Origin of the sequence: Candidatus Ornithobacterium hominis (genome assembly GCF_900538215.1) — a bacterium.
Lineage (GTDB): Bacteria > Bacteroidota > Bacteroidia > Flavobacteriales > Weeksellaceae > Ornithobacterium > Ornithobacterium hominis.
The window spans coordinates 127366-144153 of the sequence record NZ_UNSD01000002.1; the positions used below are offsets into that span (position 1 = coordinate 127366).

15 protein-coding genes are annotated in these 16788 nt (G+C 36.5%); 3 read left to right on the plus strand and 12 right to left on the minus strand.

The genetic code is table 11. From position 1 onward, the window contains the following. Nucleotides 1-80 precede the first annotated feature (80 nt). Together D5J18_RS00845 and smpB are read right to left on the minus strand one after the other, a co-directional pair. Nucleotides 81-1526, minus strand: coding sequence for an OmpA family protein (locus D5J18_RS00845; protein ID WP_119057128.1), 1446 nt, complete (start codon nt 1524-1526; stop codon nt 81-83). Nucleotides 1527-1571: 45 nt separating this feature from the next. After that, the gene (smpB, locus tag D5J18_RS00850; protein ID WP_119057129.1) at nt 1572-2027 is read right to left on the minus strand and encodes an SsrA-binding protein SmpB; all 456 of its coding nucleotides are present in this window, start codon (nt 2025-2027) and stop codon (nt 1572-1574) included. Between the two features lie 57 nt (nt 2028-2084). Here smpB and D5J18_RS00855 point away from each other — a divergent pair, with 57 nt between their 5' ends. Next, nucleotides 2085-3719, plus strand: coding sequence for an ABC-F family ATP-binding cassette domain-containing protein (locus tag D5J18_RS00855; RefSeq protein WP_119057130.1), 1635 nt, complete (start codon nt 2085-2087; stop codon nt 3717-3719). Nucleotides 3720-3855: 136 nt separating this feature from the next. Here the strand turns inward: D5J18_RS00855 and D5J18_RS00860 are convergent, their stop codons facing one another. From D5J18_RS00860 to D5J18_RS00880, 5 genes are all read right to left on the minus strand, one after another. Then, complete coding sequence (locus D5J18_RS00860; protein ID WP_119057131.1) at nt 3856-5808, minus strand: ComEC/Rec2 family competence protein; 1953 nt, start codon at nt 5806-5808, stop codon at nt 3856-3858. Nucleotides 5809-5811: 3 nt separating this feature from the next. Further along, nucleotides 5812-6915: a lipid-A-disaccharide synthase gene (gene lpxB / locus D5J18_RS00865; protein ID WP_119057132.1), complete on the minus strand. Its 1104-nt coding sequence runs from the start codon at nt 6913-6915 to the stop codon at nt 5812-5814. A 329-nt stretch (nt 6916-7244) separates the two neighbouring features. Further along, a complete protein-coding gene (gene ric / locus D5J18_RS00870) occupies nt 7245-7964 on the minus strand; it encodes an iron-sulfur cluster repair di-iron protein (RefSeq protein WP_119057133.1) in 720 nt (239 codons plus the stop codon). A 49-nt stretch (nt 7965-8013) separates the two neighbouring features. Continuing rightward, nucleotides 8014-8445, minus strand: a complete 432-nt coding sequence (locus D5J18_RS00875; RefSeq protein ID WP_119057134.1) for an RrF2 family transcriptional regulator — start codon at nt 8443-8445, stop codon at nt 8014-8016. 105 nt (nt 8446-8550) lie between these two features. Then, on the minus strand, nt 8551-9000 hold the full coding sequence (locus D5J18_RS00880; RefSeq protein ID WP_185124677.1) for a CopD family protein: 450 nt from the start codon (nt 8998-9000) through the stop codon (nt 8551-8553). A 108-nt stretch (nt 9001-9108) separates the two neighbouring features. On the opposite strand from D5J18_RS00880, the gene D5J18_RS00885 reads away from it, so the two are divergent. Further along, entirely contained in the window at nt 9109-10032 is a 924-nt protein-coding gene (locus tag D5J18_RS00885; RefSeq protein ID WP_119057136.1) for a S66 peptidase family protein, read from the plus strand. Nucleotides 10033-10121: 89 nt separating this feature from the next. On the opposite strand, the gene galE is transcribed toward D5J18_RS00885, so the two are convergent. Together galE and D5J18_RS00895 are read right to left on the minus strand one after the other, a co-directional pair. Further along, a complete protein-coding gene (gene galE / locus D5J18_RS00890) occupies nt 10122-11135 on the minus strand; it encodes a UDP-glucose 4-epimerase GalE (RefSeq protein WP_119057137.1) in 1014 nt (337 codons plus the stop codon). After that, on the minus strand, nt 11128-12258 hold the full coding sequence (locus D5J18_RS00895) for a DegT/DnrJ/EryC1/StrS family aminotransferase (RefSeq protein WP_119057138.1): 1131 nt from the start codon (nt 12256-12258) through the stop codon (nt 11128-11130). The genes galE and D5J18_RS00895 overlap by 8 nt, the downstream gene beginning before the upstream one ends. 86 nt (nt 12259-12344) lie before the next feature. Here D5J18_RS00895 and D5J18_RS00900 point away from each other — a divergent pair, with 86 nt between their 5' ends. Beyond that, on the plus strand, nt 12345-13574 hold the full coding sequence (locus D5J18_RS00900) for a 3-deoxy-D-manno-octulosonic acid transferase (RefSeq protein ID WP_119057139.1): 1230 nt from the start codon (nt 12345-12347) through the stop codon (nt 13572-13574). 26 nt (nt 13575-13600) lie between these two features. On the opposite strand, the gene queG is transcribed toward D5J18_RS00900, so the two are convergent. From queG to D5J18_RS00915, 3 genes are all read right to left on the minus strand, one after another. Next, nucleotides 13601-14524, minus strand: a complete 924-nt coding sequence (gene queG / locus D5J18_RS00905; RefSeq protein WP_119057140.1) for a tRNA epoxyqueuosine(34) reductase QueG — start codon at nt 14522-14524, stop codon at nt 13601-13603. Next, nucleotides 14521-15549: a Holliday junction branch migration DNA helicase RuvB gene (ruvB, locus tag D5J18_RS00910; RefSeq protein WP_119057141.1), complete on the minus strand. Its 1029-nt coding sequence runs from the start codon at nt 15547-15549 to the stop codon at nt 14521-14523. Before ruvB ends, queG begins: the two co-directional genes overlap by 4 nt. 217 nt (nt 15550-15766) lie before the next feature. After that, nucleotides 15767-16549 (minus strand): hypothetical protein, encoded by a 783-nt coding sequence (locus tag D5J18_RS00915; protein WP_119057142.1) that lies wholly within the window; start codon nt 16547-16549, stop codon nt 15767-15769. Nucleotides 16550-16788: the final 239 nt, after the last annotated feature.

Here is a 16788-nt window from a genome sequence, read left to right on the forward strand (position 1 = left end):
TTAAAAATTTTAAACGAAAAAGCCGCCTCAAAATATGAAACGGCTTAATTCTTTGTTTATATTATAATAAACGTGTGAGATTATTTCTGCTCACCTAGTTTATTGATAGTTACCTCAACTCTTCTGTTACATTGTCTACCTTCTTCGGTATCGTTTGAACATTTTGGCTGAGATTCACCAAATCCTCTTGGAGTCAATACTCCTGCAGAGATTCCTTCTCCTTCCAGCGCTTGTACTACAGAGGCTGCTCTTTTCTGAGAAAGATTTTTGTTATAAGAAGCAGCACCTTTGCTATCGGTATGTCCGTCGATATATAAAGTCATATCTGGATAAACCTCTAGAACTTTTCTAATTTGAGCTGCTTTTTCTTCGATTTTAGCTTTAGAAACTGGTCGGATTGAAGCTTTATCAAAATCAAACTCAACTGCAAACCCAACATTGATGTTTTGCACCATTACTGCTGCCTCTGGGCATCCGCTTGGTGCTATACCTGGCTCGTTAGGGCATTTATCTACATTGTCTGTGAATCCGTCGCCATCGGTATCTGGCCAAGGGCAACCATTATTTTCCTTAGGTCCTGCTTGATTTGGGCATTTATCTACATTGTCATTTAGCCCATCTCCATCAGTATCTGGCCAAGGGCAACCATTGTTTTCTTTAGGCCCTGCTTGATTTGGGCATTTATCTACATTGTCAGCTATACCATCGCCATCGGTATCTGGGCAGCCGTTGTATTCTGGCAAACCTGCAACCTCTGGGCAAGCGTCATCTATATCACGGATTCCATCTCCATCAGTATCTGGGCAACCATTAAACTCTTTCAAACCAAATGTATCTGGGCATTCGTCTTTATCATCTGGGATTCCATCTTTATCTCTGTCTTGTAATCCGAATTTAAAGGCTAAACCAGCAGTATGCTGAAAGAAGTTAATTGTATTTCCTTCCACAGTTGGCGCCAAGTTGTAATCAGATGCAATGTTTAGCCCGATGTTGTCTGTAAACCAAAAGTTGATTCCTGCTCCTAACTGAGTCATAAAGTGATCTTCTGCTCCTTTAAATTCTTTGTTGATAAGAGATCCATCGAAAGTTTTGTAAGGAGAACTCTTAGAAATATTAATCTTTCTATAATCTGTCTTGTTGTATGAAGCACCTACACGTAAGTAAGGGTCAAACCAACTGCTTTTTTTAGTGAAAGCATTCAAAAACTGAAAACGCAAACCTAAACCTGCGTTTAAGAAAAATAAATCATCTAACATTAATCTTTTGTTGTCAATCTGCCCAATGGAAGCAGTTAAATCTGCACTGAAAGGTCCAGACAGGTGACGTACAACTGAAAGTTTTGACAACGGTGGTACTACACTGTAATCATCATAATCAAAAAAACCATCAAAAAGCCCACTAACTGAGGTGTGATCCACAGCATGTGCCCCGATAGAAATTCCCCAAGGATTTTGGGCATCTTGAGCCTTAAGTGAGCCTGCAAAGAGCAGAGCTACCAAGCCTAATACTAAATTTAACTTTTTCATACTAAATAAACTGTAATTTAATTTAATCTTATATTTAACGCAAAATTAAAAATTCTTTTTTATTCGAGCTATATCTCGTTGCATATCTTTCTTTTTTATGCTTTCTCTTTTGTCAAAAAGTTTTTTACCCTTTGCTAAAGAAATCTTCACTTTTGCCAAGCCTTTTTGATTGATAAATAAATTCAGGGGAACAATCGTCAAGCCTGTTTCCTTTGTTTTGCGTTCAAGTTTATCAATTTCCCGCCGATTGAGCAAAAGTTTTCGGTCTCTTTTTATTTTATGATTATTGTGCGTGCCAAAATCATATTCGTTGATATGCATGTTTACGATGAAAATCTCTCCGTTTTTCACCTCACAGAAGCTCTCTGCTATACTAGCTTTCCCCATTCTGATGGATTTTATTTCAGTGCCCTTCAGTTGGATGCCCGCAATGTAGTCATCAAGCAGCTCGTAGTTGAACTTTGCTTTCTTATTTTTTATATTTACGTCTTTTTGTATCACAAAAAGTTATTTTTTACCTTTGAATTTTATTACGAATCAAAATTTATTCCAAAATATATGTTAACAGTTTCTAATGTTTCTCTTCAGTTCGGAAAAAGAGTTCTTTTTGATGAAGTCAATATCAAATTTACCAAAGGTAATTGCTATGGAATCATCGGAGCCAACGGGGCTGGAAAATCAACTTTTCTCAAAATTTTATCTGGCGAGCAAGAGCCAACTTCTGGCCATGTGAGTTTAGAAACAGACAAAAGAATGTCTGTACTAGAGCAAGATCACTTCCGATTTGACCAAATTTCTGTTCTAGAAACCGTTTTGCGCGGAAATCAAAAGCTTTTTGACATCAAAACAGAAATGGATGCATTATATGCTAAGCCTGACTTTGACGAAGCCGATGGCGTAAAAGCTGGCGAATTAGGTGTGGTTTATGAGGAAATGGGCGGCTGGACAGCTGAAGCCGATGCTGCGACACTCCTCTCCAATGTCGGTGTGAGTGAAGAAGATCATTACAAATTAATGGGTGATCTAGACCCCAAAACAAAAGTTCGTGTTTTATTAGCTCAAGCACTTTTTGGGAATCCTGATGTGCTGATACTAGACGAGCCGACCAACGACTTAGACGTGGAAACCATCTCTTGGCTAGAAGACTTCTTGGCGGATTATGAAAACACCGTGATTGTCGTTTCTCACGACCGCCACTTTCTAGATGCCGTGTGTACGCACACAGTAGATTTAGACTTCAGCAGACTCAATCTCTACTCTGGGAATTATTCTTTTTGGTACGAAGCTTCTCAGTTAGCCGCAAGACAGCGTGCACAGGCTAATAAAAAAGCTGAGGAGAAAAAGAAAGAATTACAAGAATTCATTCAGCGTTTTAGCTCCAATGTCGCTAAGGCTAAACAAGCTACGGCTCGTAAAAAGATGATTGATAAACTTGATATGCAAGAAATTAAACCTTCATCTCGACGTTACCCAGCCATCATTTTTGAACGCGAAAGAGAAGCTGGCGATCAAATTTTGGAAACTAAAAGTTTGAAGGCCGTACTTGATAATGAAATTTTATTTGATGAAGTTTCAATAAACCTCAAAAAAGGAGACAAAGTAGCTATCATCTCCAAAAATAGCTTGGCTCAAACTCGATTTTTTGAAATCATAAGCGGTAACAAGTCTGCAGATGGAGGAAGCTACAAATGGGGCGTCACTACGACTCAAACTTATCTTCCGCTAGATCACACCGATTTTTTTGAAAAAGATTTAAATTTAGTCGACTGGTTGAGGCAATACGTAGATTCCGATGAGGAGCGCCACGAAGAGTATATTCGTGGCTTCTTGGGGCGAATGCTGTTCTCTGGTGAACAAGCGCTAAAAAAAGCTACTGTGCTTTCGGGAGGAGAAAAAATGCGTTGTATGTTTTCTCGCATGATGTTACTCAAAGGAAATGTTTTATTATTTGATGAGCCGACCAATCACTTAGACTTAGAATCTATCTCTGCTCTGAATAATTCTTTGATGAACTTCAAAGGCACAATTCTAATGTCGTCTCACGACCATGAGTTAATTCAAACCGTTTGTGACAGAATCATTGAAATCACCCCCAAAGGCGTTATTGATAGATATATGACTTATGATGATTATCTAAAAGACCCAAAAGTAAAAGAATTACGCCAAAAATATTATCAAACAGAAGTTGATTAATATTAAAAAAAAGAATAGAGCTAAATAAGAAATAGCTGTTAATTATCTGATTTCTAAACGAATAATTAACAGCTGTTTCTACAAATAATAAAAGAAGTGACACAAATTTCAGGATAAAATAATTTTTTCTAAGCCTTTAAAAATTTCTCAAAATCAGGGCTCCTTTTTCTTGAGTCTTATAGATTAGAGAATTTTTATTTGCCTTTTCAATTTTATTTTGATGAAATATTCCATCTATTACTCTCCATTGACTTTCATCTTTTTCAATAATATAGCTAGCATTAGTATTTGGCGGCATAAGGCTAATTCGAGTGTCTCCAAGCTTTATTTTACTTCCTATTTTGTGGAATTTCCCTTGAGCAAAATCCTCTCCAAATTCAAAAATTTCTAAAGCCTTTATTTTTTCTTTTCTGATGTAAGGTTTTAAAATAAAATCCCTCAACCCCTTAATGTTCTCACCTTTATAGAATACTCTGAGCTCCCGCCCATCTCTCCAACCCAGCACGCTACCTCGGTACTGATGAAATACAATTAATTCCTTTTTTTGCTCAGCTTGATAAGTTTCAACCCAACGTGCGCTCTCAAACAATACGACACAGCAAAGCAAACCCAAAACTGGCTGAATTGCATGCTTTTCTAAGATTTTTTTCATGAAAATCAAAGCCGATAGCCAAGCTAAAATTTGAACCCAATTCCAAGAAATATTCTGTACAATAAATCCATCTTGATGAGCAAAAAAATCAATCAGTTGATAAATCATTTCCATTCCAAAATTCACTGTTTTCACCAAAATTTGAGGTGCATCAGCCACGATTACCCAACCAACCAGCAATAGCGAAAGAATGACTAAAAAACCAGCTAGCAAAATCAGCAAAATATTAGCAAACAAAAATAAAAAGGAAAAATTACCAAAATAATATAAAATCACAGGCATCACGCCCAGCTGCGCAAATAGTGATATCACCGCTATGTCATAAATCTTCCGCCACCGTTTCGGGATTTTCATTTTAAATTTCTCCCGTATGGGATTAAAATAGACGATAAAAAAAACAGCTAAAAAGCTCAGCAAAAATCCAACATCAAACAGCTGATGTGGCTGAATAAGTAATAAAATAAAGGCTGCCAAACAAAGTGTGTGATAAATATTGGTAGGGCGTTGCAAAAGAAACGTAGCGTAATAAATCGTCAGCATCAATGCAGCTCGAGTAACCGATGGTGAAAAACCGATAAACCAAGCATACAGCCAAATCATCAACAGAGAAAATACAATTCTTAGTTTTCTCCCGTAAGGGAATCTTAACAAAGGGAGCCCTAAAATCATCATTAATCCAAAAACAATCCCAACATGCAAACCTGAAATGGCAAACAAGTGAATTACCCCTGCAAACGAAAGTTTCTGTGTCAACTCCGCACTAAAATCAGTTCGATCTCCTAAACCGAGCGAAGCGATAAAAAGCTGAGAAGTTGTGGAAAATTGATTTTTTTCTAGTCGTTTTTTGATTTGAGTTTTTTGCTTCCAAAACCATCCTGATGTATTCAAACTTTCATCCGTTACTTTAATCTCTCTAGCAAAAATCTGCAAACCTATTTCCTTGTGTTTTAGGTAATTTTGGTAATCAAACTGATGTGGGTTTTGCGCTGGCGGAACTGCTTGCAAAGAGCCTTTGAGCAAAATATTTTGCCCTGGAAAAATCAGTGGTTTATCCTTAGGAATGTAAAGCAAAATTTTCTGATGATTGATGGTTGAATTTTCTGCATTTAGAATTTTGCCCGTGTATTTTTGGTATTTTTCTGAAGGCTTTAGAAATTCCTTCACTTTCACTTTTATTCCCACTTTTTGGAGTGAAATTTCATCTATAGATTCAGGTAATTTGTGAAAGCTAAAGACGATTGCCCCGACCATCAAAATGGAAGCTAAAGAGGTGAAAACAAATAAATTTCTAAAGCCTTTAAAAAAAGTGAAAATTAAAATAAGTAGCACCAAAAATAGAAAGAAACCTAATTTATAGGCAGAAAAACCTAACCAATTTTGAATCAATATTCCCCCTGCTAAAGCTGCTAAATAGAATGCAAAGGGCTGAAAATTCATAACTTAGCTCTTTACAATTAATTTTGCAGCTTGTGCTGAGGCTCCTTCTCCACCCAACTTTTCTCGTAATTCTTGATATTCTTTTTCTATTCTTTTTCGATGCTCTATTTTTAAAATTTTAGCTAACTCTTTCTGTAAATTTTCTTTGGTAAAGTCTGTTTGAATCAGCTCTTTCACTACTTCTTTTTCTAAGATTAAATTAACTAAAGAGATGTAGTCAATATTTTTAATTAATCTTTTCCCGATTTCATATGAAATCCGACTGCCTTTGTAGCAGACCACTTCTGGCACCTTCATCAGTGCCGCTTCCAGCGTTGCTGTTCCGCTGGTAACCAAAGCTGCGTGAGCATTGTGCAAAAGATTGTACGTATCATTTTTCACCACTTTCGTGCCCTTACTCATCAGTGATTGATAGAATTCTAAATCTTGCCCTGGCGCTCCAGCTATCACAAATTGGTAATCAAGAAATAGCTTTTCCATCGCCAGCATTGTTGGTAATTTTTTAGTGATTTCTTGCTTTCGGCTACCAGGCAACAAGGCTATAATGGGTTTCTCATTTAAGCCATATTTTTTGAGAAAAATTTCCTTTTTTTCAAAATCTTTTTGTGCAAAAGCGTCCAACAATGGATGCCCCACAAATTCAACTTGATAACCCCAGCGTGCATAAAAGTCTTTCTCAAACGGGAGAATGACTAACATCTGGTCAATACATTTTTTTATTTTTTTGACGCGATCACTCTTCCAAGCCCAAACTTGCGGAGAAATATAATAGATCGTTTCAAAGCCATTTTCTTTGGCAAAAGGTGCGATTCTTAAATTAAAACCAGGGTAATCGATAAAAATAACCTTATCTGGTTGCCAATCTAAAATGTCTCTTTTGCAAAAATAAATATTAGACAAGATCGTTCTAATGTTCATCAGCACCTCTATAAATCCCATGAAAGCTAACTCACGATAATGTTTGACCAAGGTTCCCCCAACTTCTGCCATCAAATCCCCACCCCAAAACCTAAATTCCGCTGCTGAATCTAGCTTTTGCAGTTCTTTCATCAAATTGCTCCCGTGTAAATCTCCGGAGGCTTCACCGGCGATGATGTAATATTTCATATCATAAAGAGATTCTTAGCAAACTTAATCATTTTATTTTATTCATTTTCCAAGCCTTGTAAATTTCAGACATTTTAGGCCGAAGAGCATTATTAGAGGGGTTTCATTTTCAAATTGTTTAAGTTTCTTGAATGCGCAAATTTATTAAACTACTTAACTGATTATAAGCAAACAAAGTTTAGGTTCACCAGGCTAAATTACTGCGGGTTATTCAAAAAAATTTAAGGCTCAAAAAAATATTGAAATTTTAATTGAACGCTAAGAAAAAAAAGGATTGAATTTCTCAACTCAATCCTTTCTTTAGTTTTATTAGTTTATAAAAGTTAGAATTAAATTTTAAAACTCTCTTCTAGTTGCAATGATTTGGGGAATAAAATATTATTCTCTAAATGGATATGCTTATGCAAATCATTTTCAAAATCTTGCAACATGGCAAAAGCTACTTGATAGGTGTTGCACGCATCTGCTGGAGGTTGAAACTCATTGGTCAATTCAGCAATTTTTCTCATACGGTCGCCCTCCACGGTGTGCTCTTCTTTCATCATATTCACAGGATTCTCTACCGTACCGAAATGAGGTTGCTCTAGCTTTTCGCCAGAGATTTTAGCTTTTACCATTTTTCTAATGAAAGGGAAAAGAATTAGCTCTTCTTTTTTCAAATGTGCAGCTAAATCACGTGATGATGCCTCAAATAGCTCATAAACTTCAAACAATTCTGGGTGGTGCTCTCCGTGAACTTTACGGATTTTATCTAAGAAAGTTAACAAAATAGGCGTTTTCTCTTCCACGTAGCGGTGGTGAGTTTTCTCTACATAATCAGCCAATAAATCTAATGGGAAAGCATTGAAATCTATTGTGTTATCTTGCTTGATATTTAAATTTTCAATCTCATCATAAATCGCCTGAGGATTAATATTTTTATCAGCACAAGCATCTTCTATCGTTCTACCACCGCGGCAGCAAAAATCAATTTGATTTTTTTTGAAAATAGCAGCAGTTCTAAAGTCTTTTGCAACGATGTCACCAATTAATTCATTTTTAATATCCATAATAAAACACTTTTTTATCTTTTTTTATTTTAAAAAAAATTTTTAGCGTTTATCTTTTCAAGAAAGTCAGATTTGAATTCAAATCATTAATGTACGTCTCAATTTTAGTATTGTTTAACAAGATAGATAAATCATTTCTAATTTTTTTAAACTCATTGTGTAGCGGGCAAGGGCGAGTCTCAGAGCACTCATCCAACCCCAGTGCGCAACCCGTAAAAATTTTATCTCCCTCAAATTCTTTTACAATTTCTGCAAGAGGCGTGCAAAGAGTTTTCTCATCCATATAAAATCCGCCGTTGGGTCCTTTTGCCGAGCGTACGAAACCTTTTTTACTCAAAACTTGTAAGATTTTCCCAATAAAATATTCAGGGGAATCGATGCCTTTTGCCACCTCTTTTATCGAGACTCTTTGCCCATCCCAAGTTTTTTGTGCGATGAAAATCAAAGCTTTAATAGAATATTCACTACTTTTAGAAAACATCTTTACATAAAATTTCGCGACAAAGGTAATAAAATCTTTTTAAATAAAAGATGTGATTGTCTTTTATTTTTATCTTTCAACGAAATTTTTTAAGCCTTAAATAAATTAGAAATTCACCCCTCCATAGCGGAGATAAGTTCCTGTGATTAAAAATAATAAGCTAAGAATCGTAACACTGATGATGTGAAAAGTCATTAGGTTTAAATTTTGATAAGAAAGATGAGGAATTACACGAATTTGTGCACTTAATGCAAATGCTAATGTGGCGAGCAGTAAAATAATTTTGATAGAAATAGCGGTTTCCATCGGGTTTTTAAACTGAAACCAATCCTGCACAGGAACGCCAAATTGATATGCCATCCAAACGCCAGTAATTAGCATTATCAGCAGTGCTGGCATACCGATTTTCTCATATTTTTTCTCGAAATTAAGTAAGATTGAAATGTCTTTTTTCTTATAAACTTCAGGCAAAATCCCTACGCTTAAAACTAAATGTCCGCCCACCCAAATGCAAGCGCCAATTAAATGTAAAACTAAAAGTAAATGATGAGACATTATTTTTTTTGATGTAAATTTAAAGAATTTTTTGAGCCTAATGAATTTTGGGGTTATAAAAAAGATTTTAGTGCTTAATTAAAAAGAAAGAAAAGTCATACACACCAAATGAGAAAATTAAAATCTAATTCCAGCATTGCTATAGCCGCTCCTGCGGGGAGAATTTTTTTGCAAGATTTAGATTTTGCCATCCATTGGGTTGAACAAAACGGCTGGAACGCTGTGTATTCAAAAGAAATTTTTAAGGCACATGATTTTGGTTACCACTACGCTGGGAATGCCGAACATCGTAAAAATCAGCTTCAAACTTATCTAGATGATGAAAATATAGACGCCATTTGGTTTGCTCGTGGTGGCTACGGTTCGGTGCAAATCATAGATGATTTAGATTTTTCAAGCCTTCAAAAAAATCCTAAATGGCTGATAGGTTATTCAGACATTACGGTTTTTCACAATCATTTGAATAACTTAGGCATTCCAACGCTACATGCGGTTACGGCAAAGCAATTGAATGCCACTTATTCAGGTGAAACTTATACAAGTTTGCTAAATGTTCTCAGGGGCGAAACTTTAAATCATAAAATCGCCTCTTATTGGCTGAACATCAAAGGAAAAGCACGGGGGAAATTAGTTGGTGGAAATCTTTCTATCATATACAGTTTGTTAGGCAGTGATTCCTTTATTCAAGGTGAAGATTTAATCCTATTCATAGAAGATTGGCAAGAAAACTGGTATCACTTGGATAGAATGTTGATGGCGATAAAAAGGAGCGGTTTGCTTTCACGCATCCGAGGTTTGGTTGTGGGAAGTTTTACCAAAATGGACATCAAAGATGAAAACCAAAACTATGAGCAAGCGTTTGATGAGGCTTCAAACCAAATCATTCACAGTTTTGTAAAAGATTTGAATATTCCTGTGGCATTTCAGTTCCCGAGCGGACATATCGGCGACAATCGTGCATTGATTTTAGGAAACGATGTGATTTTGGATGTTTCTGAAAAAAAATCTATGTTAAAATTTTTTAAGCCTTAGAAAAATAATACTGCAAACATCTCAATTGTTTTGAGATACGAGCAGTATTTTGTTGAAAAATTTTCTAAGCCTTAGAAAAAATTAAGAATTTACTTCAAAGTTTTTTGCCATTCCCAAGCGGTCCGCAAAGACTCTTCTAGATTTGTTTCTGGCTTCCAGCCTAATTCTTTTTCAGCTTTAGTCTTATCAGCATAGGCAGCGGTGATATCTCCTGCACGGCGCTCAGTAATTTTATATTTTAGTTTGACTTTATTGGCTTTTTCAAAAGCTTGAATGACTTCTAAAACCGTGGAACCTGTGCCAGTTCCTAAGTTGAAGATTTCATAGTTTTTCTTATTTTTCCCATCCAAAAGGCGTTGAAGAGCCATCACGTGAGCTTTTGCTAAATCCATCACATAAATATAGTCACGAATAGCTGTTCCGTCGCGAGTGGGGTAATCGTCTCCGAAAACGGAGAGCTGCTCTCGTATGCCAGCGGCAGTCTGCGTTACAAAAGGTATCAAGTTATTGGGAATTCCTTTGGGTAGTTCACCAATCAATGCTGTGGGGTGCGCTCCGATGGGGTTGAAGTATCTGAGAGCTATAACATTTTTTTTATAAGTCTCACTAAAGTCTTCTAAAATTTCCTCACCCATTTGCTTTGTTTTACCGTATGGGCTTTCTGCTTTTTTTAGCGGAGCATTCTCATCAATGGGTAGTTCATCTGCTTGCCCGTAAACTGTGCAAGAAGAGCTGAATATGAAGTTTTCAATATTTTGATCGCGTGCTGCTTCTAGCAGATTTAGCAAACCTACGATGTTATTTCTGTAATACATCAGTGGTTTTTCTACACTTTCGCCCACGGCTTTGTGTGCAGCAAAATGAATGACTCCAGCGATATCTTGATGACTAAAAAACTCATCTACAGCTTCTTGATCTTTTAAATCGATGAGGTGATATTCTAATTTTTTATTGGTGATTTGTTCAATTTTTTCATGGACAAATTCCTCAGAATTAGATAAATCATCAATGACTACAACCTCAAAACCATTATTTTGTAGTTCCACCACCGTGTGAGAACCGATGTAGCCTAGCCCGCCTGTAACTAATATTTTTTTATTCATTGAAAAAGTTTAAAACGTTTGTACTTATTTTTTCGATTTGGCTAATACTCAACTCGCTGTGCATTGGTAGCGAGATTACTTGCTCTACCAAATCCATTGTTATAGGAAACTGCTCATCAGCATAAGCTCCACGATTATAAGCTTTCTGCTGATGCAAAGGCACAGGATAGTAAATCATTGCTGGAATTTCCTTTTCAGTCAAGTATTTTTGTAGCAGGTTTCTATCAGCATTTTTGATTTTTAAAGTATATTGATGGAAAACATGCGTAGAATTTTCACTTCTTTTGGGAATCGAAATATTGGGATTCCCCTCAAATCTTTTATCATATTCGTTGGCGGCCCATCTTCTCGCCTTATTGTATTGCTCTAAGTGAGGTAACTTCACGCGTAGAATAGCTGCCTGCATACTATCTAAACGAGAATTTACTCCAATTTCATCGTGATAATAGCGTTCATACATTCCATGATTGGCAATCCCGCGAATACGGTAAGCCAAATCATCATTATTAGTAAAAATAGCACCTCCATCACCAAAGCAGCCCAAATTTTTGGAAGGGAAGAAAGAAGTACAACCCAAATGGCCCATCGTTCCTGCTTTTTTAGTTTCGCCGTTGCTAAACGTGAAATCAGAACCCATGGCTTGGGCGGTATCTTCTATCACAGCTAAATCATGTTTTTTTGCAATCTCTAAAATAGCTTCCATATTGGCACATTGACCAAATAAATGAACAGGGATGATAGCCTTTGTTTTCGGTGAAATAGCTTTTTCTAACTCTTTAGGGTTAATATTAAATGTCTCGGGACACACATCCACTAAGACTGATTTCAACTTCAGTAAATCAATCACCTCAGCCGTAGCTGCAAAAGTGAAATTGGAGGTAATGACCTCATCTCCAGGTTCCAGCCCTAGGGACATCAGAGCCACTTGTAGAGCATCCGTCCCGTTGGCACAAGCAATAACGTGTTTTACCTCTAGATAATCAGCCAATTCTTTTTCAAAAGCCTTCACCTCAGGCCCATTGATGTAAGCTGAAGACTCCATCACTTCAATCACTTTTTTATCAATTTCAGATTTAATTTTTTGGTACTGACTGACCAAATCCACCATTTGTATTTTTTCCATACTAAAATTTCATCTTGGTCGTAAAGTTAAATATTAATCTACAAGTATAGAAATGAGATTTGTTTTAATTTATCTACTTTTGAAGCATGAATTTTCTTTATCAAATTTTTATACAGCTTTTCTGTTTCGGTTACTGGCTAAGTTCTTTTTTTTCTGAAAAGGCAAAAAAAGGATGGCAAGGGAGAAGAGAACAAAAAAAAATTATAAAGGCTTTAGAAAAAGAAGAATTCATTTGGATGCATTGCAGCTCGGTAGGTGAGTTTGAGCAAGGGCGACCAGTCTTGGAAGTCATCAAAAAAAAATACCCAAAGTGCAAAATAGCACTTTCATTTTTTTCGCCCAGTGGATTTGAGCTTCGGAAAAATTATCCTAAGGCAGATCTTGTCTTCTACTTACCTCTCGATACACGTGCTAACGTCGCAGATTTATTAGAAAACTTTAATCCCAAAATTTTAATTTTAGTCAAGTATGATTATTGGTTAAACTTATTAAAAGCACTGAAAATCAAGAAAATACCAGTTGTTGTCATCAGTGCAATTTTTCGTGAAAATCAGTATAAAAATCAAATTTTCGCCAATTATTTTTTTAAGGCTTTAAAAAATTACATCACACACTTTTTCGTTCAGCACGAGAAATCAGCACAAATTTTAGAATCCTACGGCATTTCTAATTTTAGCGTTGTAGGTGATACGCGTTTTGACAGAGTACAGCAAATCGCAAGTCAAAAGATTGAAATTCAATGGTTAGAAAAATTTAAAGGCTTAAAAAAAATTTTGGTTTTGGGCAGCACGTGGCACAGCGACGAAGAGGTTTTTTTGAATTTCCTCCGCAGAAAGCTCCCCACCGATTGGAAAGCGGTCATCGTTCCCCATGAAATCAACCAACAAAACATTTCCCATTTCAAAGAAATTTTTGGTGAAAAAGTCAGTTTTTATTCAAAAAACATCAATCCCGAAACTGAAATTTTGGTGGTAGATGCCCTCGGCTTTTTAAGCCAAATCTATGCCTATGCAGACACGGCGTATGTGGGAGGGGGCTTTAATAAATCGGGAGTGCACAATACGCTAGAGCCAGCTGTTTTTGGGCTTCCGACGATGATTGGGCCCCGCCATGAGAAATTTAATGAAGTTCAACTTTTGATTAAAAATCAAGTGGTTTTCCCGATAGAAAATGAGCAGGAGTTTGAGGGAATATTTCAATTCATTCAAGCTCAAAATCCCGATGATTTCAAAAGGCGAAGCAAAAAAGTTTTTAATCAAAATTTGGGAGCGACGCAGAAGATTTTAGATTTTTTGGAAGAAAATAAGTTGTTGTAAACTTTCAAGAAGAAATGTAATTTTTTTTAAGGCTTAATAAATTTCATATTTCGCATCAGCCCAGTATATTTGGTGCGTTTCACCGCGGATTTTCTGAAAATTTCATTAAACATTTCTTGGCTTAATTCTTCCCATTCTTTCTTTTTAAAAGATTGTATTGCGGGATGAGGTTCAAACTCTCTCTCTTGGTGAGGTTTAGAAAATCGATTCCATGGGCAAACATCTTGGCAAATGTCGCAACCAAACATCCAATCCTCCATTCGGTCTTGGAAATGTGCTGGAATCTCATTCTTTAGTTCAATCGTGGCGTAGGAGATGCATTTGGAAGCGTTTACCGTTCTGGGAGCTTCGATAGCTTGCGTTGGGCAGGCGTCGATACAGGCGGTACAGCTACCGCAGTGGTCAGTCTTGAAAGGAGAGTCGTACTCAAATTCAACATCAGAAATGATTTCTGCTAAGAAAAAGAAACTACCTGTTCCTTTGGCTAAAATGTTACTATTTTTTCCCACCCAGCCCAGCCCGCTACGTTTTGCCCAAGCGCGGTCTAGAACGGGCGCTGAATCTACAAAAACCCGACCATTAATTTCACCGATTTCATCTTGTAATTCATTAAAAAGCTGGAAAAGTTTATCTTTTACCACAAAATGATAATCTTTCCCATAGGCATATTTAGAGATTTTATATGAATCCTCAGGTTGTTGATTTTCAGTATAATAATTGAATGAAAAAGAAATGACTGATTTCGCTCCTGGCACCAATTTAGTCGGGTCTAATCTTTTATCAAAATGATTTTCCATATAGCCCAGCTCACCGTGGAATCCTTTTTTTAGCCAAGCCTCAAAGCGCGGTGCCTCTTCTTCCAAGAATTCTGCTTTTGAAATGCCACAATTCAGGAATCCCAGTTCTTTAGCTCTTTTTTTAACGAAAGTCGTCCGTTGTTGAATGTTCATTCAAAAAGAAGATTTTGTTGATTTGCACTTTTTGCCAACCCCAAATGTTGATAAGCTTTGTCAGTAACTTCTCTGCCACGCGGTGTGCGCATCAAGTAGCCTTCCTGAATCAGAAATGGCTCATAGACCTCTTCTATTGTTCCTGGATTTTCTGCCACAGCAGTTGCAATGGTAGTTAACCCCACTGGGCCGCCCTTGAATTTCTCTATCATCGTCGTTAGAATTTTATTGTCCATCTCATCCAAGCCATTTTTATCCACTTTCAAAGCTTGTAGGCTGTATTCAGCCATTTTTTTATCAATCTGCCCATTTCCTTTAATTTGAGCAAAATCTCTCGTTCTGCGGAGCAAAGCATTTGCAATTCTCGGCGTTCCGCGGCTTCTGCCTGCAATTTCGATGGAGGCATCTTCATGCAAAGGTGTCGCTAAAATTCGGGCACTACGCTCTAAAATAGTGCTGAGAAGTTCCACATTATAATATTCAAAACGGCAATTGATGCCAAATCTAGCACGCAAAGGGGCCGTCAACAAGCCAGAGCGAGTCGTTGCACCAATGAGTGTAAACGGATTGAGGTTGATTTCTACCGAACGTGCATTGGGACCCGATTCTATAAGAATATCAATTTTATAATCTTCCATTGCAGAGTACAAATATTCTTCGATAATGGAAGACATCCGATGGATTTCATCGATAAAAAGAACATCGTTGGGCTCTAAATTAGTTAGCAAACCCGCCAAATCTCCTGGCTTATCTAACACTGGGCCAGATGTTACTTTGATGCCCACGCCCAGCTCATTGGCAATGATATGCGCCAAAGTCGTTTTACCCAAGCCTGGCGGCCCATGCAAAAGCACGTGGTCTAGCGATTCTCCACGCATTTTTGCGGCCTTTACAAAAACCTCCAAATTATCTAAAATATGAGCTTGCCCAGCAAAATCACCAAAACTTTGGGGCCTGAATTTCTCTTCTTGATTCAATTCTTCTTCTGGGAAGAAATCTTCATTTGGATTTAGGTAAGCATCCATATCACAAAGTTATACAATTTTGCACGGAATTTTCTAAGGCTTAATAAATTTTAGACTCCAAAAAGCGTTAAACACGAAACAAGAAGGGTTGTTTTGAATTTTAAATTCTAAATTTTGAATGGTGATAAAAGTCAACGAAACCTTTTTTAAAGTTTAAAGAAAATAATATTTTCTAAGAAAAGTACTTTTTTGAAAATTTTCTAAGGCTTAAAAAAATTTATTTTTTATTCAATTCTAAAACTTGCTTTTCACCTGCGTTATTGAACTTTTCAAACATGATTTTGCCGTCAAAAAAATAAGCTACGGCACTTGAGCCATCATAAAACTTCACTTGGTATATTTCTGAATTTTGAGTAGGGAACAGCCGAGCAAAAAGACTTTGATTTACCATATCTTTCAGTAGAAAAATTTCATCTCTTTCTTCCAATCGATAATCTCTAAATCCGTCGGAATAAACGGTGATATCACCCGCTGTCGCTTCTTGTTTTGCAGAAGAATTTACTCTTTTTTCTTTACTATTTGGCTGAATTTTCTGCGCAGGAATCAACTTTTCAGCTTTGATGACTTTTTGAGCCAAGTTTGAATCTTTTTTTTGGATGGCAGAGTAAGCTTTCCCGTTGTAATTGCCCACCTCTCCCAAGGCATTTTTTATTGCATCTAGGTAACCTTTTCTTAGATCTTTGATATTGGTTTTCCCATCAAAAGAGCTGACGAGTTGGTCTCTACAATCTCTAAATTCAATTTTGATTTTGGTTTTAAACCAAGAACTTTCATCTTTGAGGTCTACAAAAATTATTTCGCAGGGAGCGTTGAGCAGCTCTTCAATTTGTTTATTCTCAGAAATAATTTTGAAGTTTTTTTGCCTCAGCAAATACTGAACGTAATGATTTGCTTGATATTGATTAGCCTCAAGAGCCGAAAACTTTACAGGCACACGTACATAAGCAAAATCTTCAACCTCTTGAGCAAAAGAAAAAGATGAAAGCGCAGCAATCTTCATTTGGATTTAGGTAAGCATCCATATCACAAAGTTATACAATTTTGCACGGAATTTTCTAAGGCTTAATAAATTTTAGACTCCAAAAAGCGTTAAACACGAAACAAGAAGGGTTGTTTTGAATTTTAAATTCTAAATTTTGAATGGTGATAAAAGTCAACGAAACCTTTTTTAAAGTTTAAAGAAAATAATATTTTCTAAGAAAAGTACTTTTTTGAAAATTTTCTAAGGCTTAAAAAAAT

Bases quoted from the DNA above. Each gene is read 5' to 3' on its own strand.
- D5J18_RS00895 (WP_119057138.1), bottom strand. From the start codon at position 12,258: ATGGAAAAAATACAAATGGTGGATTTGGTCAGTCAGTACCAAAAAATT.
- D5J18_RS00860 (WP_119057131.1), bottom strand. From the start codon at position 5,808: ATGAATTTTCAGCCCTTTGCATTCTATTTAGCAGCTTTAGCAGGGGGA.
- galE (WP_119057137.1), bottom strand. From the start codon at position 11,135: ATGAATAAAAAAATATTAGTTACAGGCGGGCTAGGCTACATCGGTTCT.
- D5J18_RS00915 (WP_119057142.1), bottom strand. From the start codon at position 16,549: ATGAAGATTGCTGCGCTTTCATCTTTTTCTTTTGCTCAAGAGGTTGAA.
- D5J18_RS00875 (WP_119057134.1), bottom strand. From the start codon at position 8,445: ATGTTTTCTAAAAGTAGTGAATATTCTATTAAAGCTTTGATTTTCATC.
- D5J18_RS00900 (WP_119057139.1), top strand. From the start codon at position 12,345: ATGAATTTTCTTTATCAAATTTTTATACAGCTTTTCTGTTTCGGTTAC.
- D5J18_RS00885 (WP_119057136.1), top strand. From the start codon at position 9,109: ATGAGAAAATTAAAATCTAATTCCAGCATTGCTATAGCCGCTCCTGCG.
- D5J18_RS00880 (WP_185124677.1), bottom strand. From the start codon at position 9,000: ATGTCTCATCATTTACTTTTAGTTTTACATTTAATTGGCGCTTGCATT.
- D5J18_RS00845 (WP_119057128.1), bottom strand. From the start codon at position 1,526: ATGAAAAAGTTAAATTTAGTATTAGGCTTGGTAGCTCTGCTCTTTGCA.
- queG (WP_119057140.1), bottom strand. From the start codon at position 14,524: ATGAACATTCAACAACGGACGACTTTCGTTAAAAAAAGAGCTAAAGAA.
- ruvB (WP_119057141.1), bottom strand. From the start codon at position 15,549: ATGGATGCTTACCTAAATCCAAATGAAGATTTCTTCCCAGAAGAAGAA.
- lpxB (WP_119057132.1), bottom strand. From the start codon at position 6,915: ATGAAATATTACATCATCGCCGGTGAAGCCTCCGGAGATTTACACGGG.
- D5J18_RS00855 (WP_119057130.1), top strand. From the start codon at position 2,085: ATGTTAACAGTTTCTAATGTTTCTCTTCAGTTCGGAAAAAGAGTTCTT.
- ric (WP_119057133.1), bottom strand. From the start codon at position 7,964: ATGGATATTAAAAATGAATTAATTGGTGACATCGTTGCAAAAGACTTT.